The sequence below is a fragment of the Labrenzia sp. THAF191a genome, assembly GCF_009363335.1.
GTDB classification, from domain to species: domain Bacteria; phylum Pseudomonadota; class Alphaproteobacteria; order Rhizobiales; family Stappiaceae; genus Roseibium; species Roseibium algicola.
The window spans coordinates 689,007-710,155 of record NZ_CP045333.1 but is presented as its reverse complement, the minus strand read 5'-3'; the positions used below and the strand labels follow the sequence as shown (position 1 = coordinate 710,155).

Sequence of the window (21,149 nt, the reverse complement as noted above, 5' to 3'; positions counted from 1 at the left end):
TGCGCTTACATCGGGTAGGCGCGATCCTGAGACCTACGAGATCTAGTTATGGCTACCACACAAGTTACCGACTCTTCGTTTGAATCCGAAGTCCTGAAATCCGACGGCCCGGTCGTGGTCGACTTCTGGGCCGAATGGTGCGGTCCGTGTAAGATGATCGCTCCGGCTCTTGAAGAAATCTCCGAAGAGATGAACGGCCAGGTGAAGATCACCAAGCTCAACATCGACGAGAACCAGGACATGGCCATGAAATACGGCGTTCGGTCCATTCCGATGCTGATCCTGTTCAAGGATGGCGAGCCGATGGCAACCCAGATCGGTGCAGCGCCGAAGGGCAAACTCTCCGACTGGATCAAGAGCGCCCTTTAATTCCGAAATATATCTGCGGCTGACCGGCTGCGGTTCATATGAGCGCATCCGGCGGGTAAGCGAAAGCCTATCCGCCGATGCTCTTTGAAAAAACGCCAACCGGTCGTATAAGCACCCGCAAACAGTCTGAGCAAACGGATCATTCATGAGCGACGAAAACAAAACCCCGGAAGAGCAGCCGGCAGAAGCAACGCCGGAAACCGCAGCAGCGGAACAGCCGGAAGCTGTCGAAGCGGCCGGTGTCGATCCGATCGAAGTTCTGAAAGCCGAAAACGCGGATCTGAAGGATCGCGCGCTTCGCGTCATGGCGGAAATGGAAAACCTGCGCCGCCGCACGGAAAAGGAAGTCAAGGACGCCCGCCAGTACGCCGTGTCCGGCTTTGCCCGTGACATGCTGACGGTTTCCGACAACCTGCGCCGCGCACTTGAGGCGTTGCCGGAAGATGACCGCAAGAACGCCGATGCGGGTGTTGCTTCGCTGATCGAAGGCGTCGAGATGATCGAGCGTGATCTGCTCAACCAGCTTGAAAAGAACGGCGTCAAGAAACTGGACCCGGAAGGCCAGAAGTTCGACCCGAACTTCCACCAGGCCATGTTCGAGGTGCCGAACACCACAGTGCCGAACAACACGGTTGTACAGGTCATGCAGGCTGGCTACGTCATTGGCGACCGCGTGCTGCGTCCGGCCATGGTCGGCGTTTCCAAGGGTGGACCGAAGGATGTTGCGGCTTCGGCTGAAGCCGGACAGACAGTCGACAAGAACGCCTGAGTTCAACCGACCCCAGAGCTTTGAAGGGGCTGCTCCGCATCCAGCGGAGTGGCCCCTTTTCTTTGGGGCAACCCTTTCGTCAACACAGCTAACCGGAGCCAGGTCCTGCCGTCGACGCGACGCGCGAGGACGACAGCCGGGAACGATCGGTGTTTTTCCAGAAGGCGGTCTGGCCGGATCGCCTGAATCCCTTGAGCGAGATACGCAGGCCTTGAGACGTGAGGCCGAGCGCCGGCGTGGCATGCTACGGGATGACAAAGACCCGGACGTCAGGTACTGCCTTCGGAAAGAAAGTGGGCATGGGGGACGGAATGCTGCTGCAAATGCTGGACTATCTCGGGGTGGCGGTATTCGCCATTACCGGCGGCATCGTCGCTTCGCGCAAGCAGCTGGATATCGTTGCCCTGCTGTTCTTTGCCACGCTGACGGGGATCGGTGGCGGTACCCTGCGTGACCTTTTGCTGGGTGTACCGGTTTTCTGGGTGGAGAACGAATGGTATCTGCTGGTGTGCTTCGTCGTCAGCGCGCTGGTCTGGTATTTTGCCGAGTGGATCGAAAAGCTCAGCAAACCCTTGAGATGGGCCGATGCCATCGGTATTGCGGCCTATTCGGTCATGGGAGCTGCCAAGGCCCTGACTGTCGGTGACACGATCCTGGTGGCGATCCTGATGGGGGTCTCGACGGCAACCTTCGGCGGCATCCTGCGGGACACCATCGCCCGTGAACCTTCCTCCATCGTGAAGCCGGAAATCTATGTCGGTGCGGCCTTTGCCGGTGCGGGCGGATTTGTTGTGCTGGTGCAACTGGGCGCGCCGCAAATCCTTGCTGCGATCCTTGCCGCAAGCTGTGCGCTGATCCTGCGCGGCGGCGCGATCCTGCGTGGCTGGACTTTGCCCGGACACCGTTTTGGAACAGGTTCAGATCCCAATTAAGCCGGGATTGGCTTTCCGTCCCGTGGCCTCAGTGGCCAGTCCAGAAACGACAAAAGCCGGCCCACGGGGAACCGGCTTCACGATTATCGTATAACGGATTTGGCGCGATCGGCCGAACGGGCCAAACCCATGGAGGCAGCCGGTCTCGCCCGTAGGATCGAACGGCCAGGGTGCCATCAAGGCACTAGTAGACAAGCCCCGAACAGGCTGACACATAATACATCAGCCCAAGTGCGATTGCCGGAAGGCTTGCCGAATAGGCAAGCGTCGTCAGCATGATATGCTCCTTCAAAATACCAATGAGAAAGCGAACCCATGGCGGCCGAGCCGTCATCCGGGCGACCCTTTTCGGGCGCTCGCTTTCATGGATTCCCCCTGCTGTTCCGAAATATGGTGTGCACAGGCACGAGTTCCAGACGTCACGTCCTCAAAAAAACGTGTGCAGCCAGTGCGTAGTCTGCGAGCCCGGTACGCGGGGCAGGCAAAAACAGCGTGCGCTGGCCGTAGTAACGCCGGCCGGCTTTTGTGCCCTGTGTGAGGTCCTTCAGGTCGGCAGCCCATTCAAGGTCCGGCCGCGGCGGTTCGCTCAGGTCGGTGGTGAACAGCCGTGCTTCCTGCAGCAGTTCTGTCGGCAATTGTGCTTCCGGATCCAGCACGTCTATGTGGCAGCCCGCAGGAGGATCCAGGTAGGTGAGGGCGTGATGGGTGCCTGTTTCGTTTTCCGGACCGGCAATGCAGATCATGTCCGCGCCTTCCTGAGCGGCATAGATCTCGTTCGTGATGCCCACATTGACCCCCTTGAGCGCGGGCAAGGCGGCGATCCTTTTCTGGATTTCCGGCGACACGCCGGCCAGAAGGATCGACGTCAGGTTGCGCACGGCCGCATAGCCGCACACAAGCCGGGGCAACCTCGGGTCGTCACCGATGACCAGCAGGCGGGACGTGTCTTCGCGGGACAGGTAACTTGCCCCGAGTGCGTGCAGACCGGCCGTGCGCCAGACTGTAAGGCGCATGCCATCCAGAAGGGCTATCGGTTGTCCGCCGGAACCGGAAAACAAAAGGTAGAGACTCGAGGACAGGCCCGTTTGCTCGGGTAGATCCAGCGCCAGGGAACAGCCGATATAGCCGCGCTTGACGTCGCCCTGTTGGGTAAAGTCGGTCCAGGCCGGCTGTACGGTGAGCGCGCCTTGCTGCTGGTTCAGCCGACCGATGGGCAAGGGGGATGCCTTGGGGGCGACTGTGCTGGAGCGATAGGCCCGGCGCAGCGTTTCAAGAACGGCCCTGTCTTCCAGGCAGGCATCGATCTCGTCGCTGGAGATAATACGCATGGTAATGTCGGCCGGTCAGGCGGCGTTGCGGTTGCCCGGTCCTGCCAGTCCCTTGAGATTGGATGCCGGCTGACCTGCTGTGTTCATTTCCCGCAGCTGGTCGGCTTCCTTGTGCCATTTCGCGGCTTCCCGGCGCTTCACGCGTGCTTCCTTGCGCCAGCGGCCCTGTTTGGCCCATGCGCCAAGTCCACCGACGATGATGCCGACACCCAGACTTGCGAAGATGATCCAGAACAGCGGAATGTCCGGGATCGTCAGGCGCGGGTCCTGCGGGTCGAGGGGATTGAGCGACAGGGAGACCGTGTGCCGGTTCGCCACCGACAACGGGATCAGGACAACCGCGATAACGAACAAGATCACGTTCTTGAGGAAACGGGTCACTGGGTTCTCCCGGTTTTGGCCAGATCAGAAGTCGATTTTAAATGGCGTGCCGTGACAAACGCAATCAGTCGTCGCCGTGGTCCACACCATCGTTCAACCGTATACGCATTTCCTTGCCGGTTTTGAAGAAGGGCACGAACTTTTCGTCCACTTCCACCTTTTGACCGGTGCGCGGATTGCGGCCGACGCGAGCGGGGCGGTTCTTGACGGAAAACGCGCCGAAGCCGCGCAACTCCACCCGGTCGCCGCGCATGAGCGCTTCGGTAACCTCATCCAAGATGGCGTTGACGATGTTCTCAACGTCCCGCTGATAGAGATGCGGATTTTGTTCGGCGATATGCTGAACCAGCTCAGATTTGATCATGAAGTGCCCCCTCGCTTACGGATTATTGTCTGCCGCGTCAGAAGCCTGCCAAACGGATACGAGCCCGTCAAGCGTAAGCCCTCGTGGAATCAGCCCCTTAGCTTCACTAACCGGCTCCAGAAGGGCCGATCCGATGCCTTTTCCGAACTCTCGCGAGACCCGGGAGGAAAACGGCAGCTCTTCCAGATTTTCGTTGGCGCTCCAGGTGACGACTGGAAGATCTTTCGGAACGCCCTTCTCGCTTACTAGCCAGTCGATTGCGACATCTTCGCCGCCAATGGCATCGACCAGCTTTTCCGTCTGGGCATCGTGGCCCGTCAGAATGCGGCCGTCTGCAAGTTCCTTGGCCCTGGGCATGTCGAGAGATCGCCGCTCGGCGACCAGTGAAACGAACCAGTCGTAGGAATTGTCGACGAGCTTTTGCAGCATGGCGCGTGCCTCGGGGCTCGTCTGGGAATAGAAGTCGGGCTCGGCTTTCAGCGGAGCGCTCTTGACCGCATCCATTTCCACGCCGACCGTTTCCATCAGTTTGCTGATATTGCCGAACTGGAACAGCACGCCGATGGAGCCGGTGATGGAATTGTATCTCGCGACGATGTGATCGGAGGCAAGGGCGATCATGTAGCCCGCGGAGGTTCCGATTGTGCGGATTTCGGCGACCACCGGTTTCTTTTCGGAAAGCTTGCGCAGCGCTTCGTACAGCGCTTCGCCGCCGGTTGTGCTGCCACCGGGAGAATTGATGGAGATCACCACGCCCTTGACCGCATCGGACTTGCCGATCTTCTCGATCATCTGCAGGGTCTTGCGGCTTTCGAGGATGACGCCTTCGATCGGGATGCGCGCGATGTGGGCCGTCCGCTTGGACAATTCCGAAGCCCCGGAGACGTAGATAAGCCCCCCGATCAGTGCCGCGGCGATGACGACAAAAGTCGCGATCCGCCAGAAGGTCACTTTGCGTCTGAGGCGCCGTCTGTCTACCAGCGCGTCAACATCTACCGACATGAATACGATGTCCCCGACAAGAGCTTATGAAAACCAATAACATACATAGGGTGACCGTTGTAAGAAATGCAATCGGCTTCTCTCAGTTTCACATCAGATTGCGGCGGTTTCTGGCAAGCCGGCGCAGTTTCGTGTGTTCATGAGGCTCAATCGCCCAGAGGTTGAGGTCCGGTGCGGCCATGGAAGGCGGTCAGGGAAGAGCGGATCCGGCGCAGGTTTTCGCTTGTGGCGGCGGCACGGACCTGCGCGACCGTCATGGCGATGGCGTCGACAATCACCAGGTGCGCGTATCGCGAAGCGGTGGGCTTGAAGATGTCAGGGTCCTCGGGAAGATCGACCAGGATGGGGATCTTGGAAATCATTGCAAGGCGGGAGCCTTTCGGTGCAATCGCGATCGTGGTGGCCCCATAGCCGCCGGCAATCTCGGCCGCGCTGACCAGTTCATCCGCTTCGCCACTGGCGGAGACACACAGCAGAACGTCGTCGGGACCGAGCGTCGCCGCACGCATCTGCAGGAGATAGCTGTCGTGCAGGGCGACAGACGGAATACCAAGGCGGAAAAAGCGGCTCGCCGCTTCACCGGCCACCATCGTCGACCCACCGCCGATCCCGGCGGTGAGAAGCTGCCGGCATTTGGCGATCTTTTCGACGGCCCGCTCGATAACGGTCGGATCGACCTGCTGCCGCATGACATTGGCGGTCGCATAAAGCGCGCCCAGAACGCGGTCGATCGCCGTTTCGCTGGCAACCTGCTCGGTGGTCGATGGCGCGGAAATATACTGCAGGCTGACGGCCAGGTTTTGCGCCAGACGCAGCTTGAATTCCCGGAAACCGTCACAGCCGAGTGTCCTGCAAAAGCGAACGACGGTCGGTGTGCTGACGCCGCAGGCTTTTGCCAGTTCGGCGATCGTCATGTCCGAAATTGCGGACAGATGGTTCTGCACGTAGTCCGCAACCTTTTGTTCCCGCGCCGGAAACTGGCCGGCGTGATCGCGGAGTGCGGAAATGAGATCGATAGCGGCATGGCCGTTTGTATTGTCGCCGGTCGGAGTTCGGATCTTTGCCTGCACACATGTCTCCCTGGTTGCGGGATTTGTAATTTGATTACACAAAATCGTCAATCAGCGCCTGATCATAGCCTCATTTACGCGAGAAATGTAATTTAAAAACAAAATACGCTTGACGAAACGCAATTTCTGCTCTGAAAATGTAATTAAGGTACATTTCGGTGGAGGGATTATGCGCGAGTGGGCTGCCAGAACCAGTGCCAGGCTGAATACGGGCGTCGAGGCTGTAATAGCCTTGCTGATGGCACTGCTTGTGCTTGATGTCTGGCTCGGCGTGGTTGATCGCTACTTCTTTCATTGGCAGTTGCCCTGGCCGGAGATCCTTGCGCGCTACCTGATGATCTGGGCAGCCATGCTGGCCGTCTCATCCGGCATCGCCAGACGGGACCATATCGGACTGACGGCTGCCATCATGCGCGTGCCGGTGTCGTTGCGCCGCATTGTGCTGATGGCGATTGATCTCTGCGTTCTCGCACTGTTTCTCTACGTTCTTTGGTACGGGCTCGGTTTCGCGCAAAGCGGCGCCAAGCGGCAGGCCATGATCTTCGGTATCAGTCTGCAGCCGTTCTATGCGGCAATCCCGGCTGCCGCAGCCCTTGCCTCGATCCAGACCGTTCTGGCGATGATCCGGGACAACGGCACCCATCTCGACAATCCTCCGTTTGCGGAGGCCGCAGCATGATCGTAGCCGCTGTCTTCATCGGATTTGTCCTGCTCGGCATGCCTATCGGCTTTGCCATTGGCGCGGCCGGCGTCATCGGCCTCATTCATATGGGCGGTGACCAGTTCCTGGCCATCGGGCCGAGCCGTATCTTCAACGGGTTGAACATCTTCCCCTTTCTGGCGATGCCGTTCTTCATTCTGGCCGGCGAAATCATGAACCAGACGGGTATCACCGACCGGCTGGTGAAGCTGGCCCAGGTGCTGGTCGGCCATTTCCGGGGTGGACTGGCCCACACAAATATGCTCGCCTCCGTGTTCTTTGCGGGGTTAACGGGTTCGGCAACGGCGGATGCGGCGGCCTTCGGGCGCACATTGGTGCCCGCCATGGTCAAGGAAGGCTACAAGCGCGATTACGCGTGCGCCGTAACGGCGGCCGGTTCGATCATCGGACCGACCATCCCGCCGTCCGGTCTGATGGTTGTCTACGGCTCGCTCATGGGCGTTTCAATTGGCGGGTTGTTCGCCGCAGGCATTCTGCCGGGTCTCGTCATCTGCGGTGTCTGCATGGCCGTCATTACCCTTGGTGCGGCCCGCAACAGCCTGCCCAAGGCGGAGCGCCGGGCCAACCTGAAGGAAATCTGGCAGGTCTTCGTTTCCTCAATTACCGCACTGCTGATGCCGGTGATCATTCTGGGGGGCATCCTCGGCGGTGTCGTCACGCCGACGGAAGCTGCTTCCATTGCAGTCGCCTATGCGCTCTTCATCGGTGCATTCGTCTACCGCACGCTGACCTTGCCCGCGCTTTACCAGATGCTCGTGCGCACAGCGCGCATCACCGGCGTGATCTTCGTCATCATCGCCTTTGCCGGCATCCTCGGCTGGTGGATGAGCTTTGAAAAAATCCCCCAGATGCTGGCAGAGACCATCCTGGGTCTCGCCGACAACCGCTATGCGGTCATCGCCATCATCATCGGACTTCTGCTGATCGTCGGCATGGTCATGGATATCACCGCCATCCTGATCATCCTGGCACCGGTTCTTGTTCCGCTCACCGCCCAGGTGGGTCTGGAGCCGATCCACGCGGGGATCATCTTCGTTCTGGCACTCAACATCTCGCTGATGACGCCGCCTGTCGGCGCGTGCCTGTTCGTTCTCTCATCGGTCACCGGTGAGAAACTGGAACGGATTGCCATCAAGCTGGGGCCGTTCCTGGTCGCAGAGGTGGCGGTGCTGTTCCTGTTCGCCTTCTGGGAAAGCGCGGCGATGATGCTGCCGCGTGCTCTCGGGTTTGCCCAATAACAAAAAAACAACCTGACAGAGGAATGGAGAAAATCATGAAGAAGTTCGCAAAGGGACTGGCGGTCGGGCTGACCGCTGCGCTTATGGCCGGCAGCGCGCTGGCAGATGGAAAGGTGTTGAAGTTCGGACACGACAACAAGACCGATCCGTTCGAAAACCCGGCTCATGCCTGCACCGCGGTGTTCTCCAACATCGTCAATGCAGACACCAACGGTGCCGTCGAAGTGGAGGTCTTCGGTTCCAACCAGCTCGGTTCGGCTGCCGAGCATGTGCAGCATGTGCGCGACGGCATCATCCAGGCGACACTGACGTCCACCGGCGCGCTGGCTAGCTACTACCCACGCATCGACGTCTTGAACCTGCCGTTCGCCTTTGCCGACAACGCGGCCACCTACGCGGTTTTCGACGGTGATTTCGGCAAGGCTCTGGCTGCCGACATCGAGGAAGCCCTTGGAGATGTCGTGGTGCTCGGTTTCCCGGACACGGGCGGGTTCTTCGCTGTTACCAATTCCAAGCACCCGATCGCGTCGCTCGACGATTTTGACGGCATCCGCATCCGCACCATGACGCTGCCGTCTCACCAGACCATCATCCAGGCGCTTGGCGCGCAGGCCTATCCGCTATCCTGGGGCGAGGTCTATTCCGGCCTGCAGACCGGTGTCATCGACGGTCAGATGAACCCGGTGCCGATCATTTCCTTCGCGAACTTCTCCGAAGTTCAGAAGTACATGACGCTGACCAACCACCTGTTCTCGCCCTACACGTTCATGGTCAATCGGGACTTCTTCGAAGGATTGAGCGAAGAGCAGCAGCAGACCCTGCGCTATGCGGCGGAAAGCTGCGTAACCGCCAGCCGTGGCCTGTCGCGCATCATCGAAGCCTCCGACAGGGGATTGGCGGGCCTGATGGACAAGATGGAAGTGACCGCTCTCACCGCCGACCAGCGCGCGTCCATGGCTGCGGCGGCCCAGCCGGCTTTCGAAACGCACGTGGCTGAAAACCTCGACCCGAAAGCCAACGAACTGCTCGGCCTGTTCAAGACCGAGGTCCAGAAAGCCAACGACAGCGTCTATATGGACTGAGGCATGGTCTGACATTTTCGCGCGCCGGCTTGCAGCGCCAGTGCGTGAAAAAAGAAGCCCCGCGGCGAACCGCGGGGCTTTTGTCTTTTCAGTGTTCAGACCTCATCAGGGAGCCGAAATCGGCTTCTGACTTTGCCACTGTCAGCTAAACCGGAACCGGTGGGCCTCAGTTGATCCCTGTCAGCTGGATCTCGAACGTCAGCACTTTGCCGGCCAACGGGTGGTTGGCGTCCAGAATGACTTCGTTTTCGGAAATCTCGATCACGGTCACGGTCATCATCTGGCCGTTCTCTGTCTGCGCCTGCAGCTGCATGCCGACTTCCAGCGGGATGTTGGCCGGAATGTTGGTCCGCGGAACAGCCTGGCGTGCGGCCGGATTGTGGGGACCGTAGGCGCTGTCGGGTTCGATGCGGACCGTCTTCTCGTCGCCAACCTTCATGCCGGGAATGGCCTGGTCGAGACCCGGAATGATCTGGCCGGATCCAACGGTGAATTCCAGCGGGTCGCGTCCTTCGGAGCTGTCGAAGACGGAGCCGTCGTCCAGCGTGCCCTTATAATGAAGACGAACCGTGTCGCCGCTTTTGGCTTCGGTCATGGAGCGTTTCGCAATTCTGTCTGTTGGGTGAGTTTTGAGGCCGCGTTTCGTTGGCGGGTGCTCGTCGTGAAACCAAGCCTAAAGGACGGGCAGCAAAAGTAAAGTCTGCCGGATCGTCAGCTTCTGGATAGTTTCGCGGACAAATCATGGCTGTAATGGTGCAGCCACGACGCCGATCGTTTCAAACGATGGTCCCGGCGTCGTGGTTCTACTTTGTCGGATGGCGATTGCGCCGCTATTTCTTGCCGAAATTCGCACCTAGCCGCATCTGGATATAGTCATGTGCCGTCATCGGCTCATACTTGCCTTCCGGTCCTGCAAGCACCGTATCCATGTTGGCCTGGGCGAAATAGGCCATGGAGTAGCGAGGACCGAGATATTCCTCCGGCTTGGGCATGCGCACCCGGTGAAGGTTTGACAGAAGCTTGTCGTCCGACCAGCGCATCAGCATGTCGCCGATGTTGCAGGTGATAACGCCTTCCAGCGGGGGCACGTCGGTCCAGGCAATTGCCCGGCCCTGGCTGTCCTTGCCCGGGCAAAGCTGCAGCCCGCCCTGGCCTGCCTTCTGGTGCAGCAGTGTCAGGCAGTCGAAGTCGGTGTGGGCACCGGCCCGCCAGAACTTGAAGTCCTCTGGCTTGGCATCTTCCATGCCCAGATAATGGATCAGCCGAAGGGTCGACTGGTATTCCGGTGTCAGCGGATCGTGTCCTTCGGTGAAGAAGTCCGGCGGAAACTTCAGCTTGTCGGCGAAGCAGGACAGAACCTTCATCGCCAGTGCCCAGTTGTGCCGCTCGAATGCCAGCATGGTCGCCTTGAAGCCGGACAGTTCTTCGCCGGTCGGCCAGAGACCTGTCATGCGCGGCAGGGTGATCTGGTAGCTTTCCTTCTGGTCGGCTGTACCGGTTGAAGGGCGGACCTGCGCCTTGAATTCCCAGCCTGCATTGGTTCCGGGCCGAAGCGGATATTGTTCTTTCGTCTCTGCCGGCAGGTCGAAGAAGCCGGCCGACAGTCGAAAAGCCTCGTCGATCAGTTCCTGCGGGATGCCGTGGTTGCTCAGCTGGAAAAAGCCGATGTCCGTCGCCGCGGCCCACAGATCCTCGGTGATCTCTGCCTTGCGGGAAAAGAAGTCCGACATGTCGACCTGGGGAATTGACCGGTCGACCGTCTCACCGACGCCGCCGAAGCCTTTTTCCTTTTCCAGTTCAACGAGACCATAAGATGCAGAGGTGCTCATATTTCCGTTCTCCTTGAGAAAGAGGTCCGGGAGCAATGACCCGTGCTCATGGGCACTGACAGCTTCTACTCCACATAAGAATGTGCCTGCCCGACGCAGGCGATTTGCCATCAGGCCTGGGCGGCGCGGGCCCGGTGAGGCGCCGTCATTTCCTTTCTGCGTTCAATCAGTTGCCGGGTAACGCGGCTTGCGTCCGAACCGAGCCCGGCCAGGCCCAGTCCGGGGATGGAACCGTCCCGGACGATCTGCCGCCCGCCGACAAAGCTGTGGCGCAGGCTTGCGGCACCCGTCAGCACGGGAGCAAGGGCCGGGTCGTGAAGACCCATGTTGCGAGGGGCCGAAATGTCGAAAACGGCAATGTCGGCGATCATGCCGGGACGCAGTACGCCGATCTCCTCAAAGCCGAGCACCTTGGCGCCGCCTTCGGTTGCCCAGTTGAGCAGGCTTTCGGCTTGCAACGCCTGCACGCCCTTTGTCGCTCGGTGCAGCGCGAAGGCGCTGTAGAGGGCAGCGCCCATGTCGGCGGCCTCGTTCGCCCCTGCGCCATCTACCGCCAGCGACACTCGGCCGCCGAGATCATGCAGGGCGTCAGCTGGAGCAATGCCTGAGCCAAGCCTTGCATTTGCTTGCGGACAGTGCGCCATTCCGGTTCCGGTTTCCGCGAGCATGCGCACCTCGTCCCGGTCGCATTCCACCAGATGGGCAAACCAGACATCCGGCCCGAGCCACTGCTGCTCGGCAAGCCAATCAACCGGTCGCTTGCCGTATTTCGCCAGGGTGAAGTCCACGTAGGTCCGGTTTTCCGAAAGATGCGAATGAAGGCGCAGGCCCTTGCCGCGGGCAAAGCGGGCGATGTCGGCAAGCTCTCCCGCATCGACGTTGAACGTCGGCGTGGTCGGTGCGACGGCTACCCGCATGCTGGAACCTGGGGAGGGGTCATGCCAGCGGTTTGCAGTCCGCTCGATGCTTGCCAGAAATTTGTCCAGTGGCTCGCTTGGTGACGGCGGCAGGCTCGGATCGGGAAAAGACCGGCCTTTCGTTCCACCACCCCGGGCCAGGACGAAACGGATGCCAAGCGCTTCCGCCTCCGCAAAAAGCACGTCTGCCGGGTCGTAGTCATAATGGTCGGAATAGACGTAGTGATGATCGCAGACCGTTGTCGTTCCGGTGAGAAGCAGTTCTGCCAGTCCGATCCTGGCCGATACGCGAAGGGTTTCCTCGTCGATCAGCGGCCAGTAGCTGTAGGGAACGTTCATGAGCCAGTCGTCAAGTGGCGCATTCATGCCTTCCGGCACGGCCTTCAGGACAGACTGGAATAGATGGTGATGGGTGTTCACCAGACCCGGTGTGACCACGCATCCGCTCGCATCGACAATCCGTTCGCCTTCCCGGGGCTGCAGGTGGCCGATTTCCGCAATCCTGCCGTCGTGAACGCGGATTGCACCGCTGAGGCGGTCTCCCTCCCGGTTGCCGGTGAGGCCGTAGTCAATGTTGTTGATCAGGAAGCTCGTCATTTCTGTCCCTTCGGCAGCGACCAGGGAAAGAAGATCCGCTGTGCGAGGCTGACCAACTGGAACAGGACAAGAGACATCACGACGAGGATGACAAGCCCGGCCCAGGCCTGGGGCAGTTTGAACATCGACGTGGAGAACTGGATGAAGTAGCCGATGCCTTTTTCGGCGGCGACGAATTCGGACACGACAGCGCCGATGACCGAAAGCGTGATCGAAATCTTCATGCCCGAGAAGATGTAAGGCGTCGCATAGGGCAGGCGGATCTGGGTGATCTCCCGGAAGGACGGCGCGCGCAGCGACCTGGACAATTCGATCAGCTCCGGCGGCGTTGCGGCCAGACCCGTCGTCATGGAAACGACCAACGGAAAGAAGGAGATCATGAAGGTGATGACGACGCGTGGTGCATCACCGGTGCCCAGCACCACGATGATGATCGGAGCAACGGCGACGACCGGGACGGACTGGATGACCACGAGCAAGGGATAGAACGCCCCCGAAAGCAGACGCGACTTTGCCAGGCCGACGGCAATCGGCAGTGAAATGACAAACGAAACCGCATAGCCGATGAGGGCGACCCGAAGCGTTGCCCAGATATGCTCCATCCAGCGTCCGGCTGTAACGCTCTCAAATCCGCCCAGAATGCGGGAAGGGGCGGGCAGCACGAAAGAGGGGACGGAAAACAGCCGTGTCCCGGCCTCCCAGACAATCAGGATCAGGACAAAGGTGAACAGGGGAAGTACGACAGGCATCCGAAGCAGCTTTTCGGAAACTGGCAAAGGCCGCTCCAGACGCTCGGGCTTTGGGGTGGTCTTCGCCGCGGCGGTGTCCTGTGTTTCGCTGACAGTCATCAGGCGGCCTCCTTTCTGATCAGCAGCGAGCGAAGTTCGGCCGAGAAATCCTGCATCTCGGGCGTTCTCAGCGCGCTTTCGTCTCTGGGACGAGCGGTCGGCACCTGCAGGTCCGCGATGATGCGACCGGGGCGCTCGCTGAGCACAAGGATCCTGTCGGCCAGCAGCGCGGCTTCCGGAATCGAGTGGGTGATGAAAAGGACTGTCTTCGGGCTTGCCTGCCACAACCGAAGAAGTTCAAAGCCCATGGCATCGCGGGTCAGTGCATCAAGCGCTGAAAACGGCTCGTCCATCAGAAGAATGTCCGGATTGAGAAACAGAGCCCGGGCAATGCCGACCCGTTGCTGCATGCCGCCGGAAAGTTCCGACGGCAGCCGCTTTTCAAATCCTTTCAGGCCGACGGTCTCGATGATGGTGCGGGCCTGTTCGCGGTCCTCCGTCGTCACCCGTCCGTATTTGTGGCGAACCGGAAAGACGACGTTGTCCTCTACATTGACCCAGGGAAGCAATGTCGGCTTCTGGAAGACGATGCCGACATCGTCCCTCGGCATCGTCACCTCTTTGCCGAAGACACTCACCGTTCCCTTTGAAGGTTTCATCAGTCCGGCGGTCAGCCTCAGCAAGGTCGATTTTCCGCATCCGGATGGACCGAGCACCGCTACAAACTCGTGCTGAGCAATGGTCACGGTGACCCCGTCCAGGGCGGTGACGGATCCCGAGCCGGTCAGAAACGTCTGACCGACCGAGGAAAAGCTGATCGCGTTGTTGGTGAGTGCCACTTGAGGGTTACTCCGCTGCCGGCAGGAACGAGCGGTTGACAGCGTCTTCAGGTTTCAGGGATGCCGGGTCCAGATCCTGCGCCGCGGCAACGCGGGTCCATGTCGCCGCCAGCCGGTCGGCATCGATTGTACCGAGCGGGAATTTTTCAGTGACATCGTTGAAGGCAAGCTTGGACGCATCCAGCCAGGATCCCTTGACGTCTTCCGCCGAAAGCTCCGGCACCTGTGCGGAAACTGCCGCAGCTGCCTTGTCCGGGTTTGCATAGGCAAATTCGAGGGACTTCTTGAAGGCCGCAACGAAGCGCTTGGCGACGTCCGGGCGCTCCTCAAGGAACTTGTCACCCGCAACTAGCGATGCGGAATAAAGCTCAAGACCTGCATCAGCCCAGGGCAGCACGACCAGTTCCTTGCCGGCCTCCGCCGCCTGGCCGGAATAGCGCGAGACGTCGGTCAGCCAGGCGATGATCGCGTCCGACTGGCCGGTCATCAGCAGCGGCCCCAACGCGCCAGGGTCGGATTTGGTCAGGGTGATATCTTCTTCCGACAATCCGTTGTCGGCCAGAACCAGCGGCAGGAACACGTTGGAAGAGGTGAAGGGCGAGGTTGCGATCTTCTTGCCTTTGACATCCTTGATCGAGGCAATGCCGCTGTCCTTGGTGGTGTAGAAGGCGTGCGGTCCCATGTTGAAGATGGTCATGACCGCGGTCACCGGCACACCTTCGGTTGCCTTGGCTGCCATCAAGGCACCCATGCCCGCGGAACCGATGTCCGATGCGCCCGTAGCGATCTTGGTAATGGCCTCGGAAGACCCGCGCCCCGGTTCGATCTTGATTTCGAGACCAGCTTCTTCGCAGAAGCCTTCCTGAATGCAGACATAGATCGGCGCCTTGTCACCGCCGGGCAACCAGTCGAGCTGATAGGTCACGAGATCGGCCGCAGCCGCCGGAAACGACCCAACCATTGCTGCCATGGCAACAACCAACGACTTACCGTCAAACATGCGCATCGGCACACCCTTTCGCTGTACTTTCTCTGGAAGGTTTTCGAGTGGCGGGAGCGTTTTGTTGTCTTCGGCCGGCATTCTCATCTCCTGGTCTTGGATGCGGGCGCGTTCGTGCCTGGCATCGTCGATCAACTGAAAGATGAGCAATGTCGGAACCGTTGGGCTCCACCGCTTCTACTCGACCTCTACGGGAAACCGGTGTGCGATTTTTGTCAAGAAAGCCTCAAGATGAAACCGCGAGAATCGTGATCATGAGATCAATATTTCAGCAGTTGCCTTTTAAATTGCCAGTCTTTTGATGTGTTTCTGTTCAATGTGACTGACTGTTTGCAAAGTCTTGCGGGGTGAGCGGTATCATGCTCCCTTCAGGGTAAAGAAATCAAAGGAGCCTTGCGTGACCGATACTCATGACGACAAAGATATTGCGCTGTTGCGCCGGGCATTCGAAATCGCGCGGCAGGCGCGGGAAACGGGCGATCATCCATTCGGCTGCCTGCTGGCAGGTCCGGACGGTGAGGTTCTGATGGAGCAGGGTAACGGTTATTCCGCCGAAGGGCAGGACATGACCGCCCACGCCGAAAGGCTGCTGGCGACACGGGCAAGCAAGCGCTGGCGCCCGGATTTTCTGGAAAGCTGCACCATGTACACATCGGCAGAGCCGTGCGCCATGTGCTCCGGTGCTGTCTACTGGGCGGGCATTGGCCGGGTCGTCTTTGGTCAGACCGAAAAGTCCCTGAAGGAACAGACGGGCGATCACGAGGAAAATCCGACACTCGATCTGCCCTGCAGGACAGTGTTTGCGGCGGGGCAACGCAAGGTCGAGGTTGTCGGCCCGCTTCTGGAAGAGGAAGCGGCCGGCCTGCAGGCGGATTTCTGGGCAGGGAAATAGTCACCGCTTGTTGCGGTCTGGATGCTGAACCTTCGCAGGCCAGTCAGTCTTTTTCCGCAGCCCTGGAGCCGGAACGCAGTGGCGCGCGGCTGAGGTCGTTGACAGCCTCTGTTGCCTTTTGCAAGAGCCGCATGAAATCGTCCGCCTCTTGGCGGTCGAGCCCGCTTAGCATCACCTGTTGCGCCTTTTCCACCGCAGGGCCAAGCCGCGACAGCGCATCGGTTCCGGCGTCCGTCATGTGCAGCACCTTCGCGCGCCTGTCCTTTTCGCTCACGGCGCGAGACAGGAAGCCCTTCTGCACCAGCCGGTCGACTACGCCGGCAATCGTGGTCCGGTCATAGGCAATCAGGCCTGCCAGCGTTATCTGGTCGATGCCCGGGTTTTCCGCCACCCGGACCAGCGCCGCGAATTGCACCGGCGTCATGTCGAACCCGACGGCATCCACTTCCGTATGAAACACCGCCACCGCGATCTGCTGCAAACGGCGGATCAGGTGTCCGGGCATCTGTTCAAGGTTTCGCATCGCCGCCTCCAGGGAGTCAAAAAAAGGAAGTATGCTGATTATATTTGACAGCATGCTGATAATCAGTATGCTTTCTAATTAATCCGTTGTCGATGTTTGTTTGGACATCGCAGCGGAATTGTCAAACGCGAAAGACCCGCAATGCGGCAAGGAAGTCCGGGCTTGAACACCGGCAGCTTTCGCGTGGCCCCATCATGCTGGCGCCGGCCTCTCCCAAGAAGGAGGGTCGATTGCCAAACAGCCGGAAAGTGGCGGAGGAGACGGTCTCATGCAATTTCATCTCGATGGCTTCAAGACCGGTGATCCGGTTATTCATGAACCTAATTCCGACACCACTGCCCTGGCCGACACAGACAGCCTGCCGGACGAAGTCGATGTCCTCATTGTCGGTTGCGGTCCCGCCGGCCTGACACTTGCCGCTCAACTTGCGGCTTTCCCGGACATCCGAACCCGGATCGTGGAGCAGAAAGCAGGCCCCCTGCAGCTTGGCCAGGCGGATGGTGTTGCCTGCCGGACAATGGAAATGTTCGAGGCGTTCGGCTTTGCCGAGCGACTGGAAAAGGAAGCTTACTGGGTCAACGAGACCACTTTCTGGAAACCGGACCCGGCGTCTCCGGACACGATCGCCCGCAGCGGCAGGGTTCAGGATGTCGAGGACGGTCTGTCCGAGTTTCCGCATGTCATTTTGAACCAGGCGCGCGTTCACGACTTTTATCTCGAGATCATGCGCAATTCGCCAAACAGGTTGGAGCCCAACTACTCCCGCCGGCTGGTCGATCTGGAAATGGCGGTCGAAGCAGGGCAGGAATGGCCGGTTACGGTTCAGCTGGAACGGATGGACCACGGACACGAAGGTGAAACGGAAACCGTACGCGCAAGATACGTAGTCGGTTGCGACGGCGCCCGCAGTTCCGTGCGCAGGGCGCTGGGCCGCGAGTTGAAGGGCGACAGTGCGAATCAGGCCTGGGGGGTGATGGACGTTCTTGCCGTGACGGACTTTCCGGATATTCGCTTCAAGGCGTTGGTGCAGTCGGCCAGCGAAGGCAGCATCCTGATCATTCCGCGTGAAGGCGGATATCTGGTCCGCATCTATGTCGAGCTCGACAAGCTGCGGCCGGACGAAAGGGTCGCGAACCGGAACATTACGGTCGATCATCTGATCGCCGCAGCCGGACGCATCCTTCATCCCTATTCTCTCGACGTGAAGGAAGTCGCCTGGTGGTCGGTCTACGAAATCGGTCAGCGGCTTTGCGACAAGTTCGATGATGTTCCGGCAGGAGGCGCTCCGGGCCGCTTGCCTCACGTTTTTATTGCGGGCGATGCCTGCCACACGCACAGCCCGAAGGCCGGGCAGGGCATGAACGTCTCCATGCAGGACACGTTCAATCTTGGCTGGAAACTCGCCCATGTGCTGAAAGGACTGAGCGAACCGGAGCTGCTTGCCAGCTATTCCGCCGAACGCCAGGCGATTGCGCAGAACCTGATCGATTTCGACCGGGAATGGGCAAAGCTTGTCAGCGCGCCGGTGAAATCGGAAAGCAATCCCGATGGCGTCGAACCGGCTGAAGTTCAGAAATACTTTGTGCAGCATGGCCGGTATACCGCCGGCACAGCCTCGCGCTATCTCCCGTCCCTGTTGACGGGCGACGGCGCGCATCAGCAATTGGCGGAAGGGTTCCAGATCGGCATGCGGTTTCATTCCGCCCCTGTCGTTCGTTTTGCCGACGCCAAGCCGGTACAGCTGGGCCATGTCGTAAAGGCGGACGGTCGCTGGCGGATCTTTGCCTTTGCCGATAAAGACGACCCGGCAGCGGAAACGTCGGCTATCCATCGTCTTTGTAACTTTCTGCAAGACGATCTGGCCTCACCTGTTTTGCGTCATACGGCGGCGGGTGAAGATATCGATGCGGTTATCGATCTTCGCGCAGTCTTCCAGCAAAACCATCGCGATCTGGCCCTTGGGCGCATGCCGGCACTGCTGCTGCCTGCAAAAGGCCGCTACGGGTTGAGGGACTATGAAAAGATGTTCTGCCCGGATCTCAGAAGCGGCAACGACATTTTCGAAATGCGCGGCATTGACCGGGATAAAGGCTGTTTGGTCATCGTCCGGCCGGATCAATACGTCGCCGAGGTATTGCCGCTGGATGCCCATGAAGCATTGTCGGGCTATTTCCAGGGCATTCTGAAAGATCGGCGCTAAATCTGCGTTTCCCGGCGTAGGCGTCACGTGCAGGCCGGATTGACGTCACCTGTCTGAAACCTGGTATCAGCGTGCGCCGATACGCCAGGCGACGGCCATGGACTTGAGCGCAGCCAGAACGGCGAAATAGGGCATGATGACCAGAGGTTCGGCAAACGAGCCCAGTGCGAAGGCCATCACGAGATAGAACAGGGAAACGATTGTCGCAAAGAGGCTGGCCGAAACAGCCTTGAACCCGCCGCCGCGGGCCTGGACGAAAACGACCACTGTCCAGACGATGACAATTGCGAAGGCAATGCCGACGAATATGCTGACGATCAGATTGTCTTCCAGGAAATTACGCAGGTCATACCAGCCGAACATGCTCTTGCTCCAGGTGATGGCATGACCGGAAGCTAGTGCACGGCGGAGCAGGCCGCATTCCCCATTTGGGGCGTAAGTTGGAGGGCGCGTTTCTTGCTCTAACCCCCTCGCAACGCAGAAACAAAAAGCCCGGCATTGCTGCCGGGCTTTTCGCTTTCAACTCTCGTGAGAGAGACGAAAATCTTAGTCTTCGGACTGCTGCTTCAGAGCTGCACCGAGGATGTCGCCGAGGGACGCACCGCTGTCGGAAGAGCCGTACTGAGCGACAGCTTCCTTCTCTTCTGCGATCTCGAGAGCCTTGATCGACACGGTGACCCGACGGGTCTTCTTGTCGAACTGGGTGATGCGGGCATCGAACTTGTCGCCAACGGAGTAACGCTCCGGACGCTGTTCCTCGCGATCGCGGGACAGGTCGGCGCGACGGATGAAGGCAGTCAGGTCGCTGTCTGCGATCTTGACGTCCAGGCCGCCGTCTTTGATTTCGATGACTTCACAGGTCACGACGGAGTTCTTGCGCAGTTCGCCAGCTGCACCCGATTCCATCGGATCGCCGGAAAGCTGCTTGATGCCGAGGGAGATACGTTCCTTGTCGACGTCAACATCCAGAACGACGGCCTTGACCATGTCGCCCTTCTTGAACTCTTCGATAACCTGCTCGCCCGGGCGGTTCCAGTCGAGGTCGGAGAGGTGAACCATGCCGTCCACGTCGCCGTCGAGGCCGATGAACAGGCCGAATTCGGTCTTGTTCTTGACTTCGCCTTCGACTTCGGTGCCGATCGGGAACTGCTCGGCAAATGCATCCCACGGGTTCTGCAGGGTCTGCTTGAGGCCCAGGGAGATGCGGCGCTTGACCGGGTCGACTTCCAGGATCATCACTTCGACTTCCTGAGAAGTGGAAACGATCTTGCCCGGATGGACGTTCTTCTTGGTCCAGGACATTTCGGAAACGTGGATCAGGCCTTCGATGCCCGGCTCCAGTTCGACGAATGCGCCGTAGTCGGTGATGTTGGTCACGCGGCCGGTGAACTTGGCTTCGATCGGGTACTTGGCTTCGATGCCATCCCACGGATCGGTTTCAAGCTGCTTCATGCCGAGGCTGATGCGATGCGTGTCCTGGTTGACGCGGATGATCTGCACCTTGACGGTCTGGCCGATGGTGAGAACTTCCGACGGGTGGTTGATGCGGCGCCACGCGATGTCGGTGACGTGCAGCAGGCCATCGATACCGCCGAGGTCGACGAACGCACCGTAATCGGTGATGTTCTTGACCACACCTTCCACGGTATGACCTTCTTCCAGGCTCTGGACCAGTTCCGAACGCTGTTCGGCGCGGGTTTCTTCCAGAACGACACGGCGAGACACGACGATGTTGCCGCGGCGCTTGTCCATCTTCAGGATCTGGAACGGCTGCGGGGTGTGCATCAGCGGGGTCACGTCGCGAACCGGACGGATATCGACCTGCGAACGCGGCAGGAAGGCGACAGCGCCATCCAGATCGACGGTGAAACCACCCTTGACCTGGTTGAAGATCTGGCCGTTGACCTTTTCGTTTGCTTCGAAAGCAACTTCCAGGCGGACCCAGCTTTCTTCGCGGCGAGCTTTTTCGCGCGACAGAACAGCTTCGCCAAGAGCGTTTTCAACGCGCTCCAGGTAAACCTCGACTTCGTCGCCGACCTTCATTTCGCCGTCACGGCCTTTTGCGCCGAATTCCTTCAGCGGCACGCGGCCTTCGACCTTCAGACCGACGTCGATGACTGCCAGGTCTTTTTCGATCGCGACGACGGTGCCCTTTACGACGGCACCTTCATACAGGTCGTTCTGAACGAAGGACTCTTCGAGAAGAGCGGAGAAATCCTCCATGGAGGGATTGTAATCAGACATATATGCTCCTGGCGCCTTCAGGCGCGCCGCCGGCGGGTTGGTGTTGCACTCCGGATCTGTCCTT

The 21,149-nt window shown here is 59.6% G+C and carries 22 protein-coding genes; 8 read left to right on the top strand and 14 right to left on the bottom strand.

Features of this window, described 5'->3' with window-relative positions:
- Window positions 1-48: 48 nt before the first annotated feature.
- The 3 genes from trxA to FIV05_RS03325 all read left to right on the top strand — a co-directional run bounded on the left by trxA (window position 49) and on the right by FIV05_RS03325 (window position 2,070).
- Complete coding sequence (gene trxA, locus FIV05_RS03335) at window positions 49-369, top strand: thioredoxin (protein ID WP_152508668.1); 321 nt, start codon at window positions 49-51, stop codon at window positions 367-369.
- A gap of 145 nt (window positions 370-514) precedes the next feature.
- Entirely contained in the window at window positions 515-1,138 is a 624-nt protein-coding gene (grpE, locus tag FIV05_RS03330) for a nucleotide exchange factor GrpE (protein ID WP_152508667.1), read from the top strand.
- A 311-nt stretch (window positions 1,139-1,449) separates the two neighbouring features.
- Window positions 1,450-2,070 carry a trimeric intracellular cation channel family protein gene (locus FIV05_RS03325; protein ID WP_152511804.1) on the top strand — a complete coding sequence of 207 codons (621 nt, stop codon included), beginning with the start codon at window positions 1,450-1,452 and terminating at the stop codon, window positions 2,068-2,070.
- A gap of 419 nt (window positions 2,071-2,489) precedes the next feature.
- Here FIV05_RS03325 and FIV05_RS03320 read toward each other — a convergent pair whose 3' ends face one another.
- The 5 genes from FIV05_RS03320 to FIV05_RS03300 form a co-directional block, all read right to left on the bottom strand.
- Window positions 2,490-3,398 carry an ornithine cyclodeaminase gene (locus FIV05_RS03320; protein ID WP_152508666.1) on the bottom strand — a complete coding sequence of 303 codons (909 nt, stop codon included), beginning with the start codon at window positions 3,396-3,398 and terminating at the stop codon, window positions 2,490-2,492.
- Between the two features lie 15 nt (window positions 3,399-3,413).
- Window positions 3,414-3,779, bottom strand: coding sequence for a lipopolysaccharide assembly protein LapA domain-containing protein (locus FIV05_RS03315; RefSeq protein ID WP_022998966.1), 366 nt, complete (start codon window positions 3,777-3,779; stop codon window positions 3,414-3,416).
- 64 nt (window positions 3,780-3,843) lie between these two features.
- A complete protein-coding gene (gene ihfB, locus FIV05_RS03310) occupies window positions 3,844-4,143 on the bottom strand; it encodes an integration host factor subunit beta (RefSeq protein WP_006940254.1) in 300 nt (99 codons plus the stop codon).
- A gap of 15 nt (window positions 4,144-4,158) precedes the next feature.
- Window positions 4,159-5,145, bottom strand: coding sequence for a signal peptide peptidase SppA (gene sppA / locus FIV05_RS03305; protein WP_152508665.1), 987 nt, complete (start codon window positions 5,143-5,145; stop codon window positions 4,159-4,161).
- Window positions 5,146-5,291: 146 nt separating this feature from the next.
- Window positions 5,292-6,215 carry a MurR/RpiR family transcriptional regulator gene (locus tag FIV05_RS03300; protein WP_152508664.1) on the bottom strand — a complete coding sequence of 308 codons (924 nt, stop codon included), beginning with the start codon at window positions 6,213-6,215 and terminating at the stop codon, window positions 5,292-5,294.
- 169 nt (window positions 6,216-6,384) lie between these two features.
- On the opposite strand from FIV05_RS03300, the gene FIV05_RS03295 reads away from it, so the two are divergent.
- The 3 genes from FIV05_RS03295 to FIV05_RS03285 are packed head-to-tail and all read left to right on the top strand — an operon-like array spanning window position 6,385 to window position 9,256.
- Window positions 6,385-6,894 (top strand): TRAP transporter small permease subunit, encoded by a 510-nt coding sequence (locus FIV05_RS03295; protein ID WP_022998963.1) that lies wholly within the window; start codon window positions 6,385-6,387, stop codon window positions 6,892-6,894.
- The gene (locus FIV05_RS03290; RefSeq protein ID WP_022998962.1) at window positions 6,891-8,174 is read left to right on the top strand and encodes a TRAP transporter large permease; all 1,284 of its coding nucleotides are present in this window, start codon (window positions 6,891-6,893) and stop codon (window positions 8,172-8,174) included. The genes FIV05_RS03295 and FIV05_RS03290 overlap by 4 nt, the downstream gene beginning before the upstream one ends.
- Before the next feature lie 35 nt (window positions 8,175-8,209).
- Window positions 8,210-9,256 carry a DctP family TRAP transporter solute-binding subunit gene (locus FIV05_RS03285; protein WP_152508663.1) on the top strand — a complete coding sequence of 349 codons (1,047 nt, stop codon included), beginning with the start codon at window positions 8,210-8,212 and terminating at the stop codon, window positions 9,254-9,256.
- Between the two features lie 166 nt (window positions 9,257-9,422).
- Here the strand turns inward: FIV05_RS03285 and FIV05_RS03280 are convergent, their stop codons facing one another.
- The 6 genes from FIV05_RS03280 to FIV05_RS03255 all read right to left on the bottom strand — a co-directional run bounded on the left by FIV05_RS03280 (window position 9,423) and on the right by FIV05_RS03255 (window position 15,196).
- Complete coding sequence (locus FIV05_RS03280) at window positions 9,423-9,851, bottom strand: peptidylprolyl isomerase (RefSeq protein ID WP_022998960.1); 429 nt, start codon at window positions 9,849-9,851, stop codon at window positions 9,423-9,425.
- Between the two features lie 235 nt (window positions 9,852-10,086).
- Window positions 10,087-11,085 (bottom strand): 2-oxoglutarate and iron-dependent oxygenase domain-containing protein, encoded by a 999-nt coding sequence (locus tag FIV05_RS03275; RefSeq protein WP_152508662.1) that lies wholly within the window; start codon window positions 11,083-11,085, stop codon window positions 10,087-10,089.
- A 110-nt stretch (window positions 11,086-11,195) separates the two neighbouring features.
- Window positions 11,196-12,599 (bottom strand): amidohydrolase family protein, encoded by a 1,404-nt coding sequence (locus FIV05_RS03270; protein WP_152508661.1) that lies wholly within the window; start codon window positions 12,597-12,599, stop codon window positions 11,196-11,198.
- The gene (locus tag FIV05_RS03265; protein WP_209010000.1) at window positions 12,596-13,348 is read right to left on the bottom strand and encodes an ABC transporter permease; all 753 of its coding nucleotides are present in this window, start codon (window positions 13,346-13,348) and stop codon (window positions 12,596-12,598) included. The genes FIV05_RS03270 and FIV05_RS03265 overlap by 4 nt, the downstream gene beginning before the upstream one ends.
- A gap of 98 nt (window positions 13,349-13,446) precedes the next feature.
- Window positions 13,447-14,226: an ABC transporter ATP-binding protein gene (locus tag FIV05_RS03260; protein ID WP_152508659.1), complete on the bottom strand. Its 780-nt coding sequence runs from the start codon at window positions 14,224-14,226 to the stop codon at window positions 13,447-13,449.
- 7 nt (window positions 14,227-14,233) lie between these two features.
- Window positions 14,234-15,196 (bottom strand): ABC transporter substrate-binding protein, encoded by a 963-nt coding sequence (locus FIV05_RS03255; protein WP_228932819.1) that lies wholly within the window; start codon window positions 15,194-15,196, stop codon window positions 14,234-14,236.
- 427 nt (window positions 15,197-15,623) lie between these two features.
- Between FIV05_RS03255 and FIV05_RS03250 the strand changes: the two genes are divergently transcribed.
- A complete protein-coding gene (locus FIV05_RS03250; RefSeq protein WP_022998954.1) occupies window positions 15,624-16,118 on the top strand; it encodes a nucleoside deaminase in 495 nt (164 codons plus the stop codon).
- Window positions 16,119-16,161: 43 nt separating this feature from the next.
- Here the strand turns inward: FIV05_RS03250 and FIV05_RS03245 are convergent, their stop codons facing one another.
- The gene (locus FIV05_RS03245; RefSeq protein ID WP_152508658.1) at window positions 16,162-16,641 is read right to left on the bottom strand and encodes a MarR family transcriptional regulator; all 480 of its coding nucleotides are present in this window, start codon (window positions 16,639-16,641) and stop codon (window positions 16,162-16,164) included.
- Window positions 16,642-16,909: 268 nt separating this feature from the next.
- Here FIV05_RS03245 and FIV05_RS03240 point away from each other — a divergent pair, with 268 nt between their 5' ends.
- Window positions 16,910-18,841, top strand: a complete 1,932-nt coding sequence (locus FIV05_RS03240) for an FAD-binding monooxygenase (RefSeq protein ID WP_152508657.1) — start codon at window positions 16,910-16,912, stop codon at window positions 18,839-18,841.
- Window positions 18,842-18,907: 66 nt separating this feature from the next.
- On the opposite strand, the gene FIV05_RS03235 is transcribed toward FIV05_RS03240, so the two are convergent.
- Together FIV05_RS03235 and rpsA are read right to left on the bottom strand one after the other, a co-directional pair.
- Window positions 18,908-19,204, bottom strand: coding sequence for a hypothetical protein (locus FIV05_RS03235; protein ID WP_152508656.1), 297 nt, complete (start codon window positions 19,202-19,204; stop codon window positions 18,908-18,910).
- A gap of 183 nt (window positions 19,205-19,387) precedes the next feature.
- Window positions 19,388-21,085 (bottom strand): 30S ribosomal protein S1, encoded by a 1,698-nt coding sequence (rpsA, locus tag FIV05_RS03230; RefSeq protein ID WP_031268654.1) that lies wholly within the window; start codon window positions 21,083-21,085, stop codon window positions 19,388-19,390.
- Window positions 21,086-21,149 lie beyond the last annotated feature (64 nt).